Origin of the sequence: Anoxybacillus sp. FSL W8-0382 (genome assembly GCF_038003845.1) — a bacterium.
Taxonomy (GTDB): domain Bacteria; phylum Bacillota; class Bacilli; order Bacillales; family Anoxybacillaceae; genus Anoxybacillus; species Anoxybacillus flavithermus_G.
In genome coordinates, this window is the sequence record NZ_JBBOPX010000001.1 from 1,873,844 (window position 1) to 1,893,303 (window position 19,460).

The 19,460-nt window shown below is 43.9% G+C and carries 19 protein-coding genes; 2 read left to right on the forward strand and 17 right to left on the reverse strand.

The window, feature by feature from the left end; translation table 11 throughout:
* Positions 1–20: 20 nt before the first annotated feature.
* From NSS60_RS09815 to NSS60_RS09870, 12 genes are all read right to left on the reverse strand, one after another.
* Positions 21–1,487 carry a UDP-N-acetylmuramoyl-L-alanyl-D-glutamate--2,6-diaminopimelate ligase gene (locus NSS60_RS09815; protein WP_004891216.1) on the reverse strand — a complete coding sequence of 489 codons (1,467 nt, stop codon included), beginning with the start codon at positions 1,485–1,487 and terminating at the stop codon, positions 21–23.
* Between the two features lie 70 nt (positions 1,488–1,557).
* Positions 1,558–3,474, reverse strand: a complete 1,917-nt coding sequence (locus tag NSS60_RS09820) for a stage V sporulation protein D (RefSeq protein WP_004891217.1) — start codon at positions 3,472–3,474, stop codon at positions 1,558–1,560.
* A 65-nt stretch (positions 3,475–3,539) separates the two neighbouring features.
* A complete protein-coding gene (locus NSS60_RS09825) occupies positions 3,540–5,717 on the reverse strand; it encodes a penicillin-binding protein (RefSeq protein ID WP_128356462.1) in 2,178 nt (725 codons plus the stop codon).
* Positions 5,718–5,723: 6 nt separating this feature from the next.
* The gene (gene ftsL, locus NSS60_RS09830) at positions 5,724–6,086 is read right to left on the reverse strand and encodes a cell division protein FtsL (RefSeq protein ID WP_004891220.1); all 363 of its coding nucleotides are present in this window, start codon (positions 6,084–6,086) and stop codon (positions 5,724–5,726) included.
* A gap of 15 nt (positions 6,087–6,101) precedes the next feature.
* Positions 6,102–7,034: a 16S rRNA (cytosine(1402)-N(4))-methyltransferase RsmH gene (gene rsmH, locus NSS60_RS09835; RefSeq protein WP_004891221.1), complete on the reverse strand. Its 933-nt coding sequence runs from the start codon at positions 7,032–7,034 to the stop codon at positions 6,102–6,104.
* Positions 7,035–7,186: 152 nt separating this feature from the next.
* Positions 7,187–8,797: a bacillithiol biosynthesis cysteine-adding enzyme BshC gene (gene bshC / locus NSS60_RS09840; protein WP_004891222.1), complete on the reverse strand. Its 1,611-nt coding sequence runs from the start codon at positions 8,795–8,797 to the stop codon at positions 7,187–7,189.
* Positions 8,798–8,816: 19 nt separating this feature from the next.
* Positions 8,817–9,212 (reverse strand): DUF3397 domain-containing protein, encoded by a 396-nt coding sequence (locus tag NSS60_RS09845; protein ID WP_004891223.1) that lies wholly within the window; start codon positions 9,210–9,212, stop codon positions 8,817–8,819.
* Positions 9,209–10,102: a 2-dehydropantoate 2-reductase gene (locus NSS60_RS09850; RefSeq protein WP_004891225.1), complete on the reverse strand. Its 894-nt coding sequence runs from the start codon at positions 10,100–10,102 to the stop codon at positions 9,209–9,211. Before NSS60_RS09850 ends, NSS60_RS09845 begins: the two co-directional genes overlap by 4 nt.
* Before the next feature lie 67 nt (positions 10,103–10,169).
* A complete protein-coding gene (locus tag NSS60_RS09855) occupies positions 10,170–10,616 on the reverse strand; it encodes an RsfA family transcriptional regulator (protein ID WP_004891227.1) in 447 nt (148 codons plus the stop codon).
* A gap of 60 nt (positions 10,617–10,676) precedes the next feature.
* A complete protein-coding gene (locus NSS60_RS09860) occupies positions 10,677–11,510 on the reverse strand; it encodes an enoyl-CoA hydratase/isomerase family protein (RefSeq protein WP_004891229.1) in 834 nt (277 codons plus the stop codon).
* Positions 11,511–11,532: 22 nt separating this feature from the next.
* The gene (gene rpmF / locus NSS60_RS09865; RefSeq protein WP_003395111.1) at positions 11,533–11,706 is read right to left on the reverse strand and encodes a 50S ribosomal protein L32; all 174 of its coding nucleotides are present in this window, start codon (positions 11,704–11,706) and stop codon (positions 11,533–11,535) included.
* A gap of 63 nt (positions 11,707–11,769) precedes the next feature.
* Positions 11,770–12,285 carry a YceD family protein gene (locus NSS60_RS09870; protein ID WP_004891232.1) on the reverse strand — a complete coding sequence of 172 codons (516 nt, stop codon included), beginning with the start codon at positions 12,283–12,285 and terminating at the stop codon, positions 11,770–11,772.
* Positions 12,286–12,426: 141 nt separating this feature from the next.
* Here NSS60_RS09870 and NSS60_RS09875 point away from each other — a divergent pair, with 141 nt between their 5' ends.
* Positions 12,427–13,632, forward strand: a complete 1,206-nt coding sequence (locus NSS60_RS09875; RefSeq protein ID WP_004891234.1) for a nucleotidyltransferase — start codon at positions 12,427–12,429, stop codon at positions 13,630–13,632.
* On the opposite strand, the gene NSS60_RS09880 is transcribed toward NSS60_RS09875, so the two are convergent.
* Both NSS60_RS09880 and NSS60_RS09885 read right to left on the reverse strand, forming a co-directional pair.
* Complete coding sequence (locus NSS60_RS09880) at positions 13,624–14,637, reverse strand: SepM family pheromone-processing serine protease (protein ID WP_004891236.1); 1,014 nt, start codon at positions 14,635–14,637, stop codon at positions 13,624–13,626. The two genes, NSS60_RS09875 and NSS60_RS09880, sit on opposite strands and share 9 nt — an antisense overlap.
* Positions 14,634–15,410 (reverse strand): patatin-like phospholipase family protein, encoded by a 777-nt coding sequence (locus NSS60_RS09885; protein ID WP_035018755.1) that lies wholly within the window; start codon positions 15,408–15,410, stop codon positions 14,634–14,636. Before NSS60_RS09885 ends, NSS60_RS09880 begins: the two co-directional genes overlap by 4 nt.
* 99 nt (positions 15,411–15,509) lie before the next feature.
* On the opposite strand from NSS60_RS09885, the gene ylbJ reads away from it, so the two are divergent.
* Positions 15,510–16,715, forward strand: a complete 1,206-nt coding sequence (gene ylbJ / locus NSS60_RS09890; protein ID WP_004891240.1) for a sporulation integral membrane protein YlbJ — start codon at positions 15,510–15,512, stop codon at positions 16,713–16,715.
* Here the strand turns inward: ylbJ and coaD are convergent.
* From coaD to NSS60_RS09905, 3 genes are all read right to left on the reverse strand, one after another.
* On the reverse strand, positions 16,712–17,209 hold the full coding sequence (gene coaD / locus NSS60_RS09895) for a pantetheine-phosphate adenylyltransferase (RefSeq protein ID WP_004891242.1): 498 nt from the start codon (positions 17,207–17,209) through the stop codon (positions 16,712–16,714). The two genes, ylbJ and coaD, sit on opposite strands and share 4 nt — an antisense overlap.
* 2 nt (positions 17,210–17,211) lie before the next feature.
* Positions 17,212–17,778, reverse strand: coding sequence for a 16S rRNA (guanine(966)-N(2))-methyltransferase RsmD (gene rsmD / locus NSS60_RS09900; RefSeq protein WP_004891244.1), 567 nt, complete (start codon positions 17,776–17,778; stop codon positions 17,212–17,214).
* Positions 17,779–18,036: 258 nt separating this feature from the next.
* Positions 18,037–19,365, reverse strand: coding sequence for a hypothetical protein (locus NSS60_RS09905; protein WP_064214020.1), 1,329 nt, complete (start codon positions 19,363–19,365; stop codon positions 18,037–18,039).
* Positions 19,366–19,460: the final 95 nt, after the last annotated feature.

Here is a 19,460-nt window from a genome sequence, read left to right on the forward strand (position 1 = left end):
CGTTGCACCTTCCTCATTTCCTATTTATCTTTTCTTCGTTGAATAGCTTCGCGTGCGACGACACGATCATCAAAATGGAACACATCTTTCCCGATGATTTGATACGTCTCATGTCCTTTTCCAGCGATTAAAATGATATCGTCTTTTTCGGCTTGCTCGATCGCATATGTAATGGCTTCTTTTCGATCGACGATACATATAACGTCTTCGGTTACGCCTTGTTTCATGTCGTTTAAAATGGCCATCGGGTCTTCCGAGCGTGGATTATCCGATGTAAAAATCGGGACATCGCCATATTTGACAGCGATTTGCGCCATTAATGGACGCTTCGTCCGATCGCGATCTCCACCGCAGCCGACGACGACAAATACACGTTTTTTCGCAAACTGTCGAATCGTCTGCAATACGTTTTCTAAACTATCTGGTGTGTGTGCATAATCGACGATGACAGTAAACGGTTGTCCGGCATCGACAACTTCAAAGCGACCGGGAACACCTTCGATATCGGCGATGGCTTCGACAATCGTAGAGAGCGGAATGTTTGAAACGAGACAAGCGCCGACTGCAGCTAACAAATTATAAACATTAAACATGCCAATAAGCTTCGTTCTCACTTGTACCGTTTCGATTGGGGTAACAAGTTGGAATGTCGTACCACTTGTAGTTATTTCAATTTGTTTCGCCATAATGTCGCTTTTATGATGAATGCCGTACGTCACAACTGTTGCGGCCGTACTTTTTTTATACTCTTCTGAGGCAGCATCGTCTGCATTCAATATCGCAAATTTTGGACGTCGGTGATCAAAACGGTTACCGAGTTGCGCAAACAACAACCCTTTCGACCAACGATAATGGTCCATCGTTTGATGATAGTCTAAATGGTCTTGCGTTAAGTTTGTAAACACCGCGACATCAAAATCGCATCCGTGTACTCTCCCCATATGTAACGCATGAGACGATACTTCCATCGCAACGACGTCCACGTGCGCATCAACCATTTTCCGAAACATGTTTTGTAAAATAAGCGATTCAGGTGTTGTATTTTTTACATCATACGTATCATCGCCAATTTTCATGTTAATCGTACCGATGAGTCCGGTTTTTTTTCCAGCGTGACGGCATATGCGTTCGATAAGATGCGTCGTCGTCGTTTTTCCGTTCGTTCCTGTTACCCCAATTAAATGAAGGTGGTGCGTCGGCTGACCGTAAAAGGCGTCGGCTAATACAGCGAGAGCACGTCGGCTATCGTTCACATAAATGACCGGTACAGGCAATGCGAGCGGTTTTTCTGCCACGACTGCAACTGCTCCGCGCGCGACAGCTTGTTCCGCAAAATCGTGTCCGTCCACTGTAAATCCTTTGATGCAAACAAATAATGAACCTTGTTTGACTTCCCTTGAATCCATTTCGATCGATGTAATCGTTGGATTTTCTGTTGCAAGTGGGGTAAAGCTATGTAAATGTTGAAGTAACGTTTGTAACTTCATACCGATCGTTCCTTTCTTTTTTTCTTATCTAAACAGAAAAAGAAGCCATGAGGATACCTTCCTCTAGGCTTTACCGTTTCGTTCCAAAATAAACCCGGATCGTCGCTCCTTCTTTCACTTTGACTCCAGGCTTCGGCGCCTGTTCAACAACCGTATCGCCTTCGCCACTACCATCTAATTTTAAGTTAAAAAGTTGCTGTTGCAAATCTTTTTTTGTTAAACCGATTAAATTTGGCACTTCTACATAGCGTGGGTCGAGCCATGTCGTTTCTTTTTCAATTTGCTGTTTGCGCGGTTTGACACCGAGCGCGCGCAAGCTATCTTCCATAATGTTTCCAACAATCGGAGCGGCGACGACACCACCAAATTGTACTGTGCCTTTCGGATTATCGACCGCCACGTATACAACAATTTGTGGATCGTCTGCTGGCGCAAAACCGATAAATGAAACGATATGGTTGTCTTTTAAATATTGACCGTCTTTCGCTTTTTGAGCTGTTCCGGTTTTACCGCCAACGCGGTAACCGTCGACAAACGCTCCCTTCCCTGTTCCTTGGGCTACCACGCTTTCGAGGGCATAACGAATTTGTTTAGACGTTTCCTCGGAAATAACCCTTCTTTTTGCTTTCGGTGTTTGTCGTTGAATTACTTCTCCTGTAACCGGATCGAGCCATTCTTTTGCGATGTATGGTTGGTATAAAATCCCTCCATTTACCGCAGCAGCGACCGCTACCACTTGTTGAATCGGTGTAACAGCTACCCCTTGACCGAAAGCAGTCGTTGCTTGTTCGACCGGTCCAACGCGATGAAGTGGGAATAAAATTCCTTTTCCTTCCCCTTGCAAATCGATGCCCGTTTTCTCACCGAAACCAAACGCGCGAATATATTCGAATAGTTTATCTTTGCCGAGTCGATCACCAAGTTCAACGAATCCCGGGTTGCACGAGTTTTGTACTACTTCTAAAAACGTTTGGTCGCCATGTCCTCCTCGCTTCCAACAATGCAACGTCGCTCCTGCCACTTTCACATGTCCTGGATCATAAAAATGTTCTTTCAATAAATCGACCTTTTTTTCTTCTAACGCTGCCGCGAGCGTAATAATTTTAAACGTGGATCCCGGTTCATACGTGCTCCAAATCGGTAAGTTTCGGTTAAAAATTTCAGGTGGCACGTTTTGAAAATCAGCGGGATCAAATGTCGGACGGCTTGCCATCCCTAAAATTTCTCCGTTGTTCGGATTCATCGCAATCGCAATCATTCCGTCAGGGCGATACGTCGCTTCCGCAATCGTTAGCTCGCGCTCTAAAATCGTTTGTACACGCGTATCAACTGTCAATTTTAAATCAAGTCCATCCACGGGTGGCGTGTACGCATCCGCCATCCCAGGCATGCGTTTTCCTTTCGCATCGGAATAAAATTGAACGGAACCCGGTTTTCCGCTTAGCTGTTTATCGTAGTAAAGTTCAAGTCCCATTAATCCTTGATTGTCAATACCTGCAAAGCCGAGTACATGTGATAAATAGCTCCCGAACGGATAATAACGCTTCGAATCTTCCGCAATGTATACTCCTTTCATCCCTAAATCGCGAATTTGTTTCGCTTGTTCGTTTGAAATTTTTCGCCCCTCTGGATGAATACGTTCAATCGACGTTTTTTTCGTCACATGTTTATACGCTTTTTCTACCGGCATATTTAATATGCGCGCAAGCTCTTTCGCTACTTCCGATGGGTTTTCGATTTGTCGTGGAACGACGAGCACGGATGGAGCACTCATATTTGTTGCGAGAGGCACTCCGTTACGATCGACGATTTCCCCACGCTCTGGTTCAAACGGAATGTTTCGACTCCATAAATCTTTCGCTCGTTCTGTTAACATATCTCCTAATACAAATTGCACATAACCGAGACGAATATCAATAATTGCAAAAATGAAAAATCCGATCAATAAAACGGCCGTCAATCGCTTTCGAACTGTTACTGCACGCATACAGCGGAACCTCCTTCATCTATTTCGGCTCGTTCCACTATATGCTTGTACCGTTTTATATAGAACTAATCGACTGGGCCGTCTATCTCTTGCTGTTCAGTGCTTGCTTGTTGTTTTTCATCGATGTCTGACGGTTTCGCAAGCTCAACGATGACGTAATCGTTTTGTTTTATCACCGCTCCTGGAGCGATATTTTGCCTAAATACGTATCCGCTTCCGATAAAGCTCGGTTTAAGTTGCAACAATTCAGCGAGCTTCATGACATCGCGCAACGACCAGCCTGTCACATCCGGCATGATCGCATCTCCGTCCGTTTGCAACAACACGCGATCTGGCGCAACGACGTATTCGCCTGCTTGTGGAAATTGGGCACGCACTTTCGTTCCCTTTCCGATGACCGTCACACGCAATCCTTGTTTTTTCAATGACTGTGTTGCTTGCTCTACCGACTGACCAATATACGAAGGAAGAGCGATGCTTTTTTCTTTTTTCACTTGTTTTTTCTTAACGGTCGGTTCAATGTTTAAATATTGTAAACTATTTTTCATCACCGAGTTAAAAATCATCGATACAGGTTCTGCCCCTGTTTCTGTATATGAAATGTTCGGTTGTTGCACAGCAACATACATAATTAAGCGCGGATTTTCACGCGGCGCCATCCCTAAAAATGAAAAAATGTGGTTTTGATGCCCAGTTAAATACCCGCCTTCTGGATCTGGGATTTGGGCTGTTCCTGTTTTTCCTGCGACGCGATAACCCTCAATTTGATACGGACGCCCTGTTCCTTTTTCAGATGTGACGACCGTTTCTAAAATGTCTAGTACTTTTTCAGCTGTTTCTTTTGGAATCGGTGTATCGACAACAACCGGTTCGTGCTTCATCACTGTTTTTCCTGTATCTCCGTCAACAATGCGGTCAACAACGTACGGTTTCATCATTTTTCCACCGTTTGCGATGGCGGTTGCTGCTTGAATTTGTTGAATCGGTGTGACTGACGTTCCTTGTCCGAATCCTGTCGTCACTTTTTCGATCGGATAACGATACAAAATGTTTCCAGCTTTTTCACCCGGCAATTCAATGCCTGTCGGTTCGTTAAAACGGAAACGATGCAAATATTGTAAAAAACGATCTTCCCCTAGTTTTTCACGCACAATTTTTGCGAATGCGACGTTTGACGAGCGCTGTACTCCCTCAAGAAACGTAATTTTCCCCCATCCGATTTTGTTATGGTCACGAACGCGATGAGAACCAATTTGATACGAACCGGATTGATACGTTTCATTCGGCTCAAACACCCCTTCATTCACCGCAGCGGCGAGCGTAAAAATTTTCATCGTCGATCCCGGTTCATATGGATACGAAATCGCATCGTTAAAATAGTTTTCGATGTTTCGTTTGTTCGGATCAAAACTCGGACGGGTGCTCATCGCTAAAATCGCCCCAGTTTTCGGGTCAGCGACAATGGCGATCATTTTTTTCGGTGTATATTGTTTTTCGACGGCATTCATCGCGTCTTCTAAAAACGTTTGAATATGTTTATCAATCGTCAAATAAATGTTTTTTCCGTTTTGCGGTGGAACGATTTGTTCATCTGCATATGGGAGTTTAAATCCTTTTGGGTCGCTTTCATACGTGATCTCTCCGTCTTTTTCTTTCAGCTGCTCATTAAACTGTTTTTCAATGCCCATTTTTCCTTCGACTTCGTTCGTCGCTTCATCTTTTTGCGCATAGCCGACGACGTATGAGGCAAACGTGCCGTTTGGATAAAATCGTTTTGAATCGCGTATAAACGTAATGCCTGGAAGCTGTAACGCCTCAATTTTTTGTTTCACCGTTTGGCTAATGCCGCGGCCGTTCGGGCCGAACTCAACTTGCTTCGCCTTCTTTTTTAAAATGCGCTCGACATCCGCTGCATTCATGTTTAATAGCGGCGCAAGTTTACGTGCGGTTTCTTCCGGATCGGTCACATGTTGCGGCATGTTCGGATCGAGAATGGCGGCCACTGTATACGAAGGAATGTCTTCAGCAATTACTTCTCCGCTTCGGTCGAAAATCGTTCCACGCTTCGCTTCAAGCGTTTGTTTTTTGAAATAACGTTTTTGTGCCTCGACCGCTAACACTTGTCCATCTACAACACCTGTAGCTTGTAAATAAACGAAACGTACAAACAATATAAAAAAGAGCAAGCTAAAAAAAACAAAACATATAGCTGCTCCTCTATGCGTATGTTTATGCTTTCTCATTTTGCATCAGTCCTGCACAACTTTTACGTTATTTTCGTTTAATGTAAGGCCAAGTTCTTTCGCTTTCGCTAAAATGCGCTCATACGTGCTTAACTCTTTCACTTGTACGTATAAATCGCGGTTTCGTTTTTCTTGCTCCTCAATGCTTGTTTGTAATTGTTGCACTTCTTTATTGACATGATAAATCGTAAATTGATTCGAAACGATTGTGACGCTACTATACAAAGCGAAGGCAAAAAACGAAACGAACACCATTTTTTCCCCAATCGTCCAACGTATATTTCGTTTTCGCTTTTTCTTTGGCGCGCGTTGGACGTGTTGTTCTTGTTGTACTTTTTGTACTTTTTGTTGAATGCGAACAGCAGCCATACATTTTCCCCCTTTTTACAGTTTTTCAGCAATGCGCAATTTTGCAGATCGTGCACGATGGTTATGTTGCAATTCTTCTTCAGACGGGACGATCGGTTTTTTTGTAATGATTTTTAATTTCGGCTTATATTCATCTGGAATGATCGGCAATCCCGGCGGCAAGTGCGGTGTTTCACTTGCTTGTTTAAATGCGATTTTGCAAATGCGATCTTCTAGCGAATGGAACGTAATGACGCTAATTCTTCCTCCGGGCTTTAATAGATCAATTGCTTGTTCAATCGCTTCTTCAAACGCGCGCAATTCGTCGTTGACTGCAATGCGAATCGCTTGGAACACGCGTTTGGCTGGATGTCCCCCTGTTCGACGCGCTGGTGCGGGAATCGCTTCTTTAATGACTTCTGCAAGTTCTGTTGTCGTTTCAATTGGCTTTTGCTTGCGTGTTTGCTCAATTTTACGAGCGATCGCTTTTGAAAATTTTTCTTCACCATATTGGAAAAAAATTTTCACGAGCTGTTCGTACGACCATGTGTTGACAACGTCGTATGCTGTCAACGTTTGGTCACGATCCATGCGCATATCGAGCGGCGCTTCATGTTGATAACTAAAGCCACGCTCAGGCATATCTAACTGCGGGGACGATACACCAAGATCAAACAAAATGCCGTCGACTTCATGCACACCGTAAAGCGCCAGCTGTTGTTTCAAATAGCGAAAGTTGCTTTTAATGATCGTAAACTGACCACGATATCGTTCAAGTCGCTGTTGCGCATGACGAATCGCGATATCATCTTGATCAAAGGCAAATAGTCTTCCTTCTGGCGATAATTGTGATAATAAATATTCGCTATGTCCAGCTCCCCCGAGCGTGCAATCTACATATGTACCATCTTTTTTAATATTTAATCCGTCAACTGTTTCCTTCAATAATACGGTTACGTGATGAAACAATGATGTCACCTACCTAAACAACATATACATAAAAAATGAGTGCAATTGTATTGTACCATCATTTCACAAAATTCACTACTTACTTCCGAACTATTCTATTGTACATAAAAAAAATCCTGTACGCGACAGGATTTTTTTATCGACGAAAATAGTTAAAGATATACAATTTTATGCATTCCGTTCCAACGATAATCGACATGAAGCAGACGATCCACAAAGTCTAAGCCGTAGCGATTCATATAGTAAAGCACGTTCCAAACCCGCTCTTGTAGCATATTGTTCGGGCGAAGCGACAGTTCAATGCGTTCATATTTGCGCACATGTACGTCATGTTTTTGCAACATGCGTCGTGTAATCAATTGTTGAAGATAATCGATTTGTGTCTCGACTCGTTCGGCATTTTTCAACATCACTCTTTCAAGATGCGGATCGACTTGCATGCCGAGTTGGCGAAGTTGCTCGTGAATGTGCGCTATCTGTTTTTTCGCTTCATGAAACGTCTCATCAAACGCCACAGGTTGATTGTTGCGCACCCATTCCTCTAACGCTTGCTTCGTGCCGTTTGTCAACGCCTCTGCTACTGTCATTTGCACATCCGCCAAGTCCGTAGCAATATGACGCTCGATAAGCGTGAGCGAAAGGCGCGGCACGATCGGCGGCATATGCCAATGGAAATGCTCAAATACTCGTTTTAATTCCGCCCAATAAGCAATTTCCCCTGGACCAGCGATAAAGGCGAGCGTCGGAAATAACCATTCTTGCATAAGCGGTCGTGTAACAACGTTGTTGCTAAACGATTGCGGCTCACTTTCGATTCGCTGTCTTAATTCGTCTCGCGTGAAACGATACACCCCATCTTTTGTGTAAAAACAATGTTGCTCATCGTCATAATATAACAAGCGACGTTGACCGTCATCATAAAATAAATGTGCGCACATCGGCGATACATCAATCGATTGCTCATAGCCGAGTTGGGCGAGATGTCGTTGTTGAGTTTGCAACGCAGTTGTAATCGCTTCGTGTTCACGAGCGAGCGTCATAAACCATTCGCGCTCAATCGCCCGCAAATGCGGATGTGCTGCATCGACAATTACAATCCCTTCTTTCGCAAACAACTTAAGTACGATCGCCGCAAAAAAGTCGGCCACCGTTTTTGACGTTGCCATACATTCATATATGTACGTGCGCAATTCGTTTGTTACATTTGTTTCGCCAAATGTTTTGAATATATCATCTATCCATTGTTTCAACGCATCTGCATCAAGCTCGATGTGAGCAGCCATTCGCTTTTCTTTCGCTAGTGGCGAATACACATGTTTTTTCACTTTTCCACGTTGTGCGACATGGACGTAATTAATTTCTGCAATGTCGTGGTCTTCAGATGCCATCCAAAATACCGGAACGACCGGCACACGAAGCTGTTGTTCTTGTTGTTTTGCTAATGTAATGATGGAAATGATTTTATATATCGTATAGAGCGGTCCGGTTAAAAGACCTGCCTGTTGCCCGCCGATGACGACGACGCTTTCTCGATGACGCAATTTTTCAATGTTTGCAATCGTTTCTTCACTTGCTTGAAACTGTTTATGATACGCAAGCAAATGATCAACGAGCGCATCACGGGCATACGTCCGCTTTTGTAACTCATGCAAACGTTCTTCAAAAGAACAAGGATGGAACGCCTCGTGAACAGGAAACGCCCCTTCCATGTATTCCGTCGCTAAACGGTTTGTTGCTGGCAGTGACAGCTCGATGACTTCCATTGTGAACTTCCTTTCTCCTTCATGATGAAAATGCGATCATGACACGATGAATGATCCCATATATAAATAATCCAATATAAGCGGCAGTAAATAATAAAAACTGCATTTTCCAATATAGTTTAAACGTTCGTTGCAACGATACGTCGCCTGTTTTTTTCCAATACCAAACGATCCCAATCATTAATGTTACAATAAAAAAAATAAGTAGTTCAACAATATATGATCGCCGAAAAATAGCTTGCAATAAAACATGAACAGCAAAAATAAAAAAAATGGTCGATCCGTTTACAGCGACGTGGAACGCACGCCTCCCTTTTCGCTTAAAAACCGCTTTGGCAAGTGTAAATATAAAAAAAAACGACAAAAACGGCATAACAATCATGATAGCAATGAAAGAGGTGAGTATATCTTTCATCTCTCCGTCTCCCCCTCTAATTGTTTCCCTTTCATAAGCGCATATAAAAACGTGCTAATTGGGGCTGGGACGCATCGCTCGTTCGCCCGCTCGATCACATAGCCTAAAATCGCATCTAATTCCGTCATTCGCCCCGCCTCGATGTCACACAACATCGATGAGCGATTGGCAGCCGTTTGTTGACAAACCGTTTCAATATGCTTCCATATACGCTCTCGCTGTTCAATCTGAAAAATAGATGTGACTTCATGAAACAACTGTTCCATCGCTTGCCGATACGGCGCATGTGTCACTAACATGCCGTTTGGTACTTGCAATAGAGCGGTAAGCGGATTAATAGCAACGTTCACCATTAATTTTTCAATTAACATCATTTCCCAATCGTCGACATATTGGAACGGAAAACGGGCGTCTGTCGTATATAGAAAAGAAAACGTTTCTTTTTTTCCGCGCCACACGCTCCATTTCGTTTTACCGACACCCGTATGGGAAACCGTCGTATCGTCGATTTTGAACGCGCCATGTTCAACAACCGCAAGCGCAATATGATGATGAGGCATGTGCGGTAAATGGGACACATGCCCCATGCCGTTTTGCAAAAACATCACAGCGTCCGCTCGAAGCATATGCATGTTTGTTTTCAATATGTTTGTTAAGTCGTATTGTTTCACCGCTATAAATAACACATCTACATTCGTTTCACGAACGAACGGTTCAGCATGAACACGATGCGTCGTCCGTTCATCGCCACAAATGACCGTCAGCCCATGCGTACATAATTGTTCTGCTTGTTCTTGCCGACGCGTATAAACCGTCACGTCATAGTGGTTACTGAAATAAGCTGCCATCAATAAGCCGACTGCTCCGCCCCCTATAATTCCGATGCGCACGATGCGATCCTCCTCTTTTTTGCTATGTTTTATTGTATAAAAAAAAGTAGCTGGCGTCTATCAGCTACTACACAGACAATTGACGTGCGCGTTCTAAAATGTGCATCACCGTTTGATATTCTTGTTGCACCGCTTGCAGTTTCTTTTCAAGCTCTTCTTTTTCTTTTTGGAGCGTCCGTACTTGTTCGCGCAACTGTTCGATTTCTTGTTGCCCTTCCCCGCGTTGTTGCAACGTTTGTAAAAAAGAGATCACATCTTGCAACGTCATGTTTCGCTCGGCTAGTTGCGGTTCTTTTTTCTCTTTTCGTTGCTGTTTAGCAAGCTCTAACGCCTCTTCATATTGCTTCCGCACATATGCGTTCCAACGAAAACCACAAGCGGCTGCCGTTCGTGATAGTTTTTTCCCTACTTCTTCAAACGCGCGTAATTGGGTGCTCCCTTCGCGCACAAAGGCTAGCACCGTTTCAGCGAGCAATACATCTTCTTCTTCTGTCCATGCATCTTGGCGCGTCATTTCTATCCCTCCTCGCTACATTTACTATATGAGTATGCAGCTAATAGAGAAGATAGAAGACTATTTGTTTCGTTTCGTTAAAAATGATTGCACCGCTTGATCGTGTTCTTCGCTTTCCCATAAATATGCACATCGTTCGATTTCAGCGAAAAACCGTTGGCGAAACTGCTCTGTTTTCCAACGTGCCACCGCGGCTTCTTTATAAGCGCGCAATACAGCCGTTGATTTATTCGTATACTCCCTTAACTCTTTTTCACATCGTTCGCGCAACGAGTCAGGAAAAACGCGATGTACAAAGCCGATATGCTCCGCTTCTTCCGCTGTCATCGTTTTCGCGCGCAACAATATATTGAGCGCTTGATCGTACGGCATTTTTTCAAATAACATCGTCGCGCCGCCCCAGCCGGTCGTGATCGCTAAATTCGCTTGCACAAATCCGAGGCGCACCCCGGCACGCGCGAAACGAAAATCGCATGCGGTCGCTAATTCGCAACCTCCGCCGATCGCAGTTCCATTGATTAACGCAACCGTTGGCTTCGATAACGTCAATAAACGATATAAAATGTTTCCCATTTTCGCTAACATCGCATGCGCTTCTTCTTTTGTTTTCAGCTGATGAAACACTTGTAAGTCGCCACCCGCGCAAAACGCCTCTTCTCCTTCCCCTGTAATGACGAGCACTTTCGCCTCATCATCTTGTTCAACGAGCGTCAGCGCTTGCTCGAGTTCATCCATGACTGCATAATCAATCGCATTTCGTCTTGACGGACGACAAATGGTAAACGAGACGATGCCATGTTGTTCTTCGATCATTTTCCCTCTCCCCTTTACTGCATGTCCATCTTTTTTATTCGCTTTCCCGTTCTTTTTTCCTTCCAAATAAGAAAAGCGCAAGGGGATGGCCCTTACGCTTTTCTTATTTGTTTACAACGTCTTTTCCTTTGTATGTTCCACAAACTTTACATACGCGATGAGCAAGTTTCATTTCACCGCAGTTTGGGCATTCTACCATACCAGGTACGCGCAATTTGAAGTGCGTACGACGTAGTCTCTTTTTCATTTTCGATGTTCTTCTAAAAGGTACTGCCATCATTTCCACCTCCTTAAAGAGATTTAGGCGAATATGGAGGCCGGTGTAGTTCCGGATCTTCCCTTATGATTCATTTTTGTTTTCAAAAAACTTGGCTAACTTCGCAAGGCGCGGATCAATTTTGTTTTCATGTTCTTCTTCCGAAATGACCGCCCAATCTTTTCCTGATTGCGGAACGGCATCCGGATGATCCGGCTGCTCGCTAAAAATTTGCATTGGAATTTCAAGAAGAATGAGCTCTTTTACGATCGGCATTAAGTCGATCGCCTCTCCTTGAACAACATGCGATTCTTCATCGGTTGCATCATAATCGTTCAAAAAAAACGTTTCTGTGCTTTCGATGGCGAATGGATATGATACGTCCACAAGCGTACGGGAACACGGTAACGTCATCGTCCCTTCAATCGTTAAGTGGAACGTGAACTTTTTCGCGCTCACATCTGCCCGTCCATGAACACGCACAGGGGAAATGTCGCGAATCGAGTCGTCCACTTCTTTCAATTCGGACACATCAGCCATTTCGTCAATCGACAGCCCTTTATGTTGCAACTGATGAAGTTGATGAATAGACCATCTCAATGATAATCACCTCAAGACAACAAAGAAAATTATACGTTTGAACAACGGTTTTGTCAATATTTTTTCTTTACACTACTTCCATTATAATCAGCTTATACTCACTGTACCACGTTTTACATAAAAAAGAAAGGTGGACAATACATGAAAGCGGTTGGCATCGTTGTCGAATACAATCCGTTTCATAACGGGCACTTATATCATGTGCAACAAACGAGAAAAAAAACGAGCGCAGATTGCGTCATCGCCGTCATGAGTAGCTCATTTACACAACGGGGCGAACCTGCGATCGTACCGAAATGGGAGCGCGCTCGCATGGCGCTTGCAGGCGGCGTCGATCTCGTTGTTGAACTTCCTTATACGTTTGCTGTTCAAACAGCAGAATGGTTCGCTCAAGGGGCTATTTCGATTCTCGATGCGCTTTTTTGCGAGCAATTATGTTTCGGAAGCGAGGACGGAAGCATCGAACCGTTTATAAAAACGGCTCAACTTCTTGTTTATGAAAAAGAGCAACATAACGAAAAAGTAAAACAATATATGCAACAAGGTATCAACTATGCAAAAGCGTATACGCTTGCCCTTCATGACATTGGTCACGATACGCTTGACGTTTCACAACCGAACAACATTTTAGGGTTACATTACGTCAAGGCGATTATCGAACAACGAAGCAAGATGATGCCAGAAACGATTCAACGAACGGCTGCTCATTATCACGACGAAACGCTTCCAGCAAACGATAACATTGCGAGCGCAACGAGCATTCGTCGCTCTTTACAAATTAGTTATAACGATGTCGCACGCTACGTTCCGCATACAACATATGAAACGTTACAAACGTATCGCCATACGTATATGACGTGGCATGATTGGGAAAAATATTTTCCGTTTTTAAAATATCGGTTATTGACGATGGAAGTAGATGACATTCGCCAAATTGCTGAAGTGGAAGAAGGAATTGAGCATCGTCTGAAAAAGACAATCATTCACGCCACGTCATTTCACGATTTTCTTTCGGCTGTCAAAACGAAACGATATACGTGGACACGATTGCAACGTATATGCACCCACATATTAACGAACGTCATGAAAAAGGAAATAGCGAAAGCAATCGAAAACAAGCGTGCAACATACGTTCGTCCGCTAGCGATGAACGAAACAGGGAGAGCGTATTTACAAGAAATTAAAAAGCGCATGACGTTGCCACTTGTGACAAACGCCAAACAAATGAGACACGATCCGATATATCAAATAGAAAAAAAAGCGACGCAGGCGTATTTTTCGATTTTGCCTGAGCCGCTTTGTTCGGAAGCGTTACAGCGCGAGTATAAAACTCCGCCGTTACGATAACTTTTGTAAAAATTGAACGGCATCATCAAACGTATCAACAGGTACAATTTTCATGTTTGTGCCAATATCTTTCGCTGTTTTGACCGCTTCTTTATAATTGGAATGTTTCGCTCCGCGTTCGTTCGGCGCGAAAAAAATGTCCGCTCCTGCTTTATGAGCAGCAATCACTTTTTGAGAAATGCCGCCGATTGGTCCGACTTCGCCGTCGATGTTGATCGTTCCGGTGCCAGCGATGCGATACCCTTTCGTTAAATCTTCTCGGATCAATTGATTGTACACTTCAAGCGCAAACATAAGCCCAGCGGACGGTCCGCCGATTTGATCGGATTCAATGCGGACAGGCGGATCGGTAACGATATCGCGGTCGGTCATGACGGAAAGTCCGAGACCGACGCGATGCTTTTCTTTTGGAAACGGCGCAAGCGTCAACGTTGCTGTTTTTTCTTTTCCTGATCGTTTATACGTAATTTGGACGCGATCTCCTTTTTTCTTTCCGCTTACGTATTGAATAAATTCATCTGCGTCGTTGAGACGTTGCCCGTCAATCGCAACTAATTGATCGCCGCTTTTCAGCACGTTTGAAGCTGGCATGCCATCAACGACATATAACACATACACCCCTTTATTTCGATACGAAAACGATTTGTTTGCTTTTTTGTAGGCGACAGCGATCGCCGTTTCTTTTGAATTTTCCATCATTTTTAATTGACGATGCGTATATTCTTCGTCGCTTTCCCCTTCTTGTCTTACTTCATCCATGGGGTATAACTCGTTATATTTACTCACATGCGCAAGCATAAACGAAAAAAGATTGGCTTGCCCCATGCGAACGGTCGTTAACATAAATTGTCCTTTTTCTTTATAGCCGCCTTGCACTTCAACGAGCGGACGCAACGGTTCTGCCGTTCCAGGCATCGTCACATAATACGGCAAGTGAAAAAAAGTCGCAAAAGCGAGTAGTAGTGCGACGATGATCGTGATTCGAATATACCGTCTTTTATTCATTGTTTAAACCCCTTCTCTGCAAGCAATTGACGAATGATCGGAAGCTGTTGGCGCGTTGCTTCTTCTCCCATTTGAATCATCTCTTTCGCATGGGTGAACGCATACGAGCTATAACGCTCAAGCGATGGACGAATGACGACATCCGCTTGGGCGATACGGTGGGAAGCAAGTTCAGCTTGAATAATATCTAAACTTTGTAAAACGACATCAAAAATTGAGGTGATCGTATCGTTTTTTTTCACGGAAGCGACGTCGACAGCGATGACGACGTCAGCTCCCATGTCGCGCACGACGGTCGCTGGTACGCGATCGATCACTCCGCCGTCCACGAGCAGACGCCCGTTCCATCGCTCTGGCACGAAAATGCCCGGAATGGAAATGCTGGCGCGCACCGCATCTGCTATACTTCCTTTGCGAAACACAACTTTCTCCCCTTTTTGTAAATCGGTCGCCACGATCGCAAGCGGAATATGGGCGTCTTCAATACGCTTTTGTTTTGTCATGACCGAAATGAAATGTTTAATTTGACGCCCGGCAACGAGTCCCATTTTCGGGACTGTCCAATCGATGTAATCGTTGCGTCGAAACGCTGTCGCGAGCCGATATAATCGTTCCGTTGTCATGCCTGATGCGTACAACGCACCAACGAGCGCCCCCATGCTACTTCCGGCGATCATATGAATCGGAATGTTTTCTTCTTCCAACACTTTAATGACCCCGGCATGCGCAAGGCCGCGCGCACCGCCCGAACCTAACGCCAACCCGATTTTCATTCCTGCTCCCCCTTCCTGTTCAATACTATGGTCTAAAATGTCCACATATACTCGTATATTAAAACGAGTACGATCGGCAAATGAGGAGGCTAACGAACGATGAAAGAAAAATGGAAAACATTGCTGTTATCATCGATCATTATTTGTTTATGTATCGCATTACTTCGCTATCCGCAACATTCATTTGAAGCGGCGGTGCGTGGATTGCATATGTGGTGGGATGTCGTCTTCCCATCTCTTCTTCCTTTTTTTATTGTATCAGAAATTTTGATCGGCTTTGGCGTCGTTCATTTTCTCGGCGTATTGCTTGAGCCGTTCATGCGTCCGCTATTTAAAGTGCCGGGCATCGGCGGATTTGTTTGGGCGATGGGCATGGCTTCGGGATACCCTGCCGGTGCAAAACTGACTGCTCGCCTAAGACAGCAACAACAACTTTCCGCCATCGAGGCGGAGCGGCTCGTTTCGTTCACAAACTCATCTAACCCGCTTTTTATTTTCGGGGCGATTTCCGTCGGTTTTTTTCATAATCCGAACATCGGCATCATTCTTGCTTTGTCTCATTATCTCGGCAACATTTGCGTCGGGTTGATGATGCGCTTTTACGGAAAAGACGAAAGCAACGCGGTTCAAAAACAAACAAAAAGCCTTTTGCGCCAGGCGTTTCGCGCCATGCATGAAACACGCTTAAAACATAGCCAAGCCATCGGAAAGCTGCTTGGAGATGCGGTTCGTTCCTCCATTCAAACGCTTTTAATGATCGGTGGATTTATTATTTTATTTTCTGTTTTGAATAAGCTACTTTATATTACAAACATAACGAAATGGCTAGCCGACATCGTACAATACGCCTTGGCATTCTTTCACTTACCTAGCGAATTAAGCGTTCCGTTCATCGCCGGGTTGTTTGAAATTACGCTCGGCAGCCAAATGGCAAGCGAAGCAACAAACGCAACGCTATTACAAAAAGTCATCGTCACAAGCTTCATCCTTGCTTTTGGCGGTTTTTCCGTCCAAGCTCAAGTCGCAAGCATTTTAGCGGAAGCACATATTCGCTTTCAACCGTTTTTTATCGCTCGTATATTTCACGGTTTTTTCGCTGCTTTTTTCGCATTCATTCTTTGGAAACCGCTGTATGTTCAGCCGCTTGAGTCGGCAGAAACGTTGCCTGTTTGGCTTCCGGAAGCGACGATCCGTTGGCCGATATTGTACATACATTGGATCGAGCAATATGGCTTTTTTGTGACGGCAATCGCATGTTTCCTATATGTCTTTTCGGCTTTCCGACGCGAAAAACCACCTGTTTAAAGGTGGTTTTCTGCATGAGCAAACTTTTTTCGGAGCGCTTCTTCGACAACTTTTGGCACAAGTTCGGAAATGTTGCCGTTATATTTCGCGACTTCTTTCACGATGCTTGAGCTTAAAAAGGAGTATTGGTTGTTTGTCATCATAAAAAACGTTTCAATTTGCTCATTTAATATGCGATTCATAGACGTAATTTGCATTTCGTATTCAAAATCGGAAACAGCACGCAAGCCACGCAAAATGGCGCTTGCGTGTTTACTTTTCGCATAATCAACAAGCAAACCTTGATAACTGTCAACGAAGACGTTATGTAAATCTTTTGTCACTTCTTCTAGCAGCTGCACTCGCTCTTCTGCTGAAAACAACGGTTTTTTTGATGAATTGTTTAACACGACAACATATACTTTGTCAAACACTTTCGCTCCGCGGCGAATAATATCTAAATGTCCATATGTGACAGGATCAAAGCTTCCTGGGCATACCGCAATACTTGCCATCTCTATTCTCCTTCCTCGTCTACGTAAGCGTAAATCGATACAGCCGTGATGCCATACGTTTCGTGTTTCACTTTTGTTAAACGACCGATGTGAATGGGAAGCTCGACTTCAACCCCATGTTCAGCAACGATAAAACCGTCTTTTTGCAATAGTTGATGTGCATCGATGATCGCGATAAGCGCTTCCAACTGTTTATTTTTATAAGGCGGATCAAGAAAAATTAAGCGAAAGGTCAGCCCTCTTTTTATAATTGCTTTTAATGCACGTTCGGCATCGTTGCGATAAATTTCCGCTTGATCGGTCAAACGACAGGCAGCGACGTTTTTTTTCATCGTTTGCACCGCTTTTGCGTCATGATCGACGAAAATAACGCGATCTAATCCGCGACTTAACGCTTCGATGCCAAGTCCACCGCTTCCGCCAAATAAATCAAGCCCAAGTCCGCCAGAAAAATACGGACCGATCATATTAAACATCGCTTCTTTCACTTTATCTGTCGTTGGACGTGTCGTCATCCCTGGTACAGCTTGTAACAGCTTTCCTTTACACTTCCCTGATATGACTCGCATCACTTTCACCTCACTTCTTATTATCGTAACATAACCGAAGAGAAGAAAAATATGATGATCATGTATACAATGAAAAACAATGGTCATACTGTTAGTAACAACATCGTTAATGATGTTGTTGCCAACCACGGAGAAGACTTACGTTCCCCATAAGTTCTTCCTCCGGTTTCTCCTCTCCCTTTTTTCCTTCTCTTTTTCGGCTTGTCCGAAAAAGAATGGAAGGGACCCTGCGGCATATGCCACAGGGCATTTTTTTCCTTACTGACCAACCACGTGTATTTCTTCAGCCGTTTCGCTAATGTAGACGGAAAACCATTTCGGAAATTCCGTCCGTTCAATGTATAGCGTCCCGTTCCATTCTCGAATGACTGCATTTGCGCTGTTTGTAAAAAATCTCCAACGACCATTCCCTTTTTCAATAAATACCGCTTCTCCCGAACGTTGAACAGTATAGCCGAGCGTGCGCATAATCGGAATAAACGGAAACAGTTGTTGATCGTCTTTTAATAAAACGTGAGCGTTTGGCAATTTCACGTCATTGACGACGAGCATTTTTCGCTCTGTAAACGTCATGTATGGTTCCTCGTTTTGAAAAAATGTCGTGTTTCCTTCGTACGCTTCGCCTAGCCATTCGTCTAATTTTTTCAACGTCAACGGCTGACCTTCATTTTTATTGACTAACGTCCAAAACGTTTGTTGTTGTTCTTCCGTTAACGTCTGTTGCAATTGCTGAAAAACAAGTTTCGCCCTTTTTGTCACCGGCTCAGTTTTCGTCATATATGAAACGAGCAAATCCCATATCGAATCGGGGACAGCGCTATTTGGAAAACGGTGCTGTAACTGCACGCGAACGTAAGCGCGCTGTATGTCAGAAACGGAAGCTGTATCCGATATAATAACGAACGTCGGCGTCATATATTGCAAACGTGATGAAGTAACAATTAACGTTTGCACATCGCTTTCTTTCCAAAACGATAACGCTGTTTCGTGAAGCGGTTTTGTCGCGTATATGACTAAATCACCGTTAAACGTTGGCTGCAACGGTTGCGATTGAAAATAAAGCGGAACGGTTTGTCCGCCTTTTTTTTCCCACATAAAAAAGGAAAAAGACGGTTTATAGACGTAACCAACGAGCTTTCCGTCTGCTGCCCATACCCCTTCCGGATGAACGACATCGGTGAACGATACGTTTGTTTGTTGTGGCTGTGTCGTATGAAAATAAACGAGCCATTGTTGAATGAAAAGCGGTTCTTTTGGAACAATCGACACGCGATAAGTGAGCGAAAGTGTATTTGTTTTCGATGCGTCGACGATCGTTTTCCCATTTTTTTGTTCGACGCACGTTTTTTTCTTCGCACAGGAAATGTTTGTCACTTCTTTTGGCACCGTCACTTCATATGCGTCAGCAACCGCACCGCGTATATGATGAACGACTTCGATCGTTTTTCCAGTAAATGTTGCTTCAATATCATGTTGCAACACTGATTGTTTCGTCGCTTCCGTATGATATTCGTTCCATTGGTAATATAAAGCTCCTGCGCTAACGCCAAGGAAAAGGAGCATTGAAATAAAAGCTACTTTCCACATACGATGGCTCCTCATTCAGCAGTTTATATTATAACAATAGCAAAATTCCGATGCATTGTCATACACCGTTTTCACTAATTGTCGAAAAAAGTTGA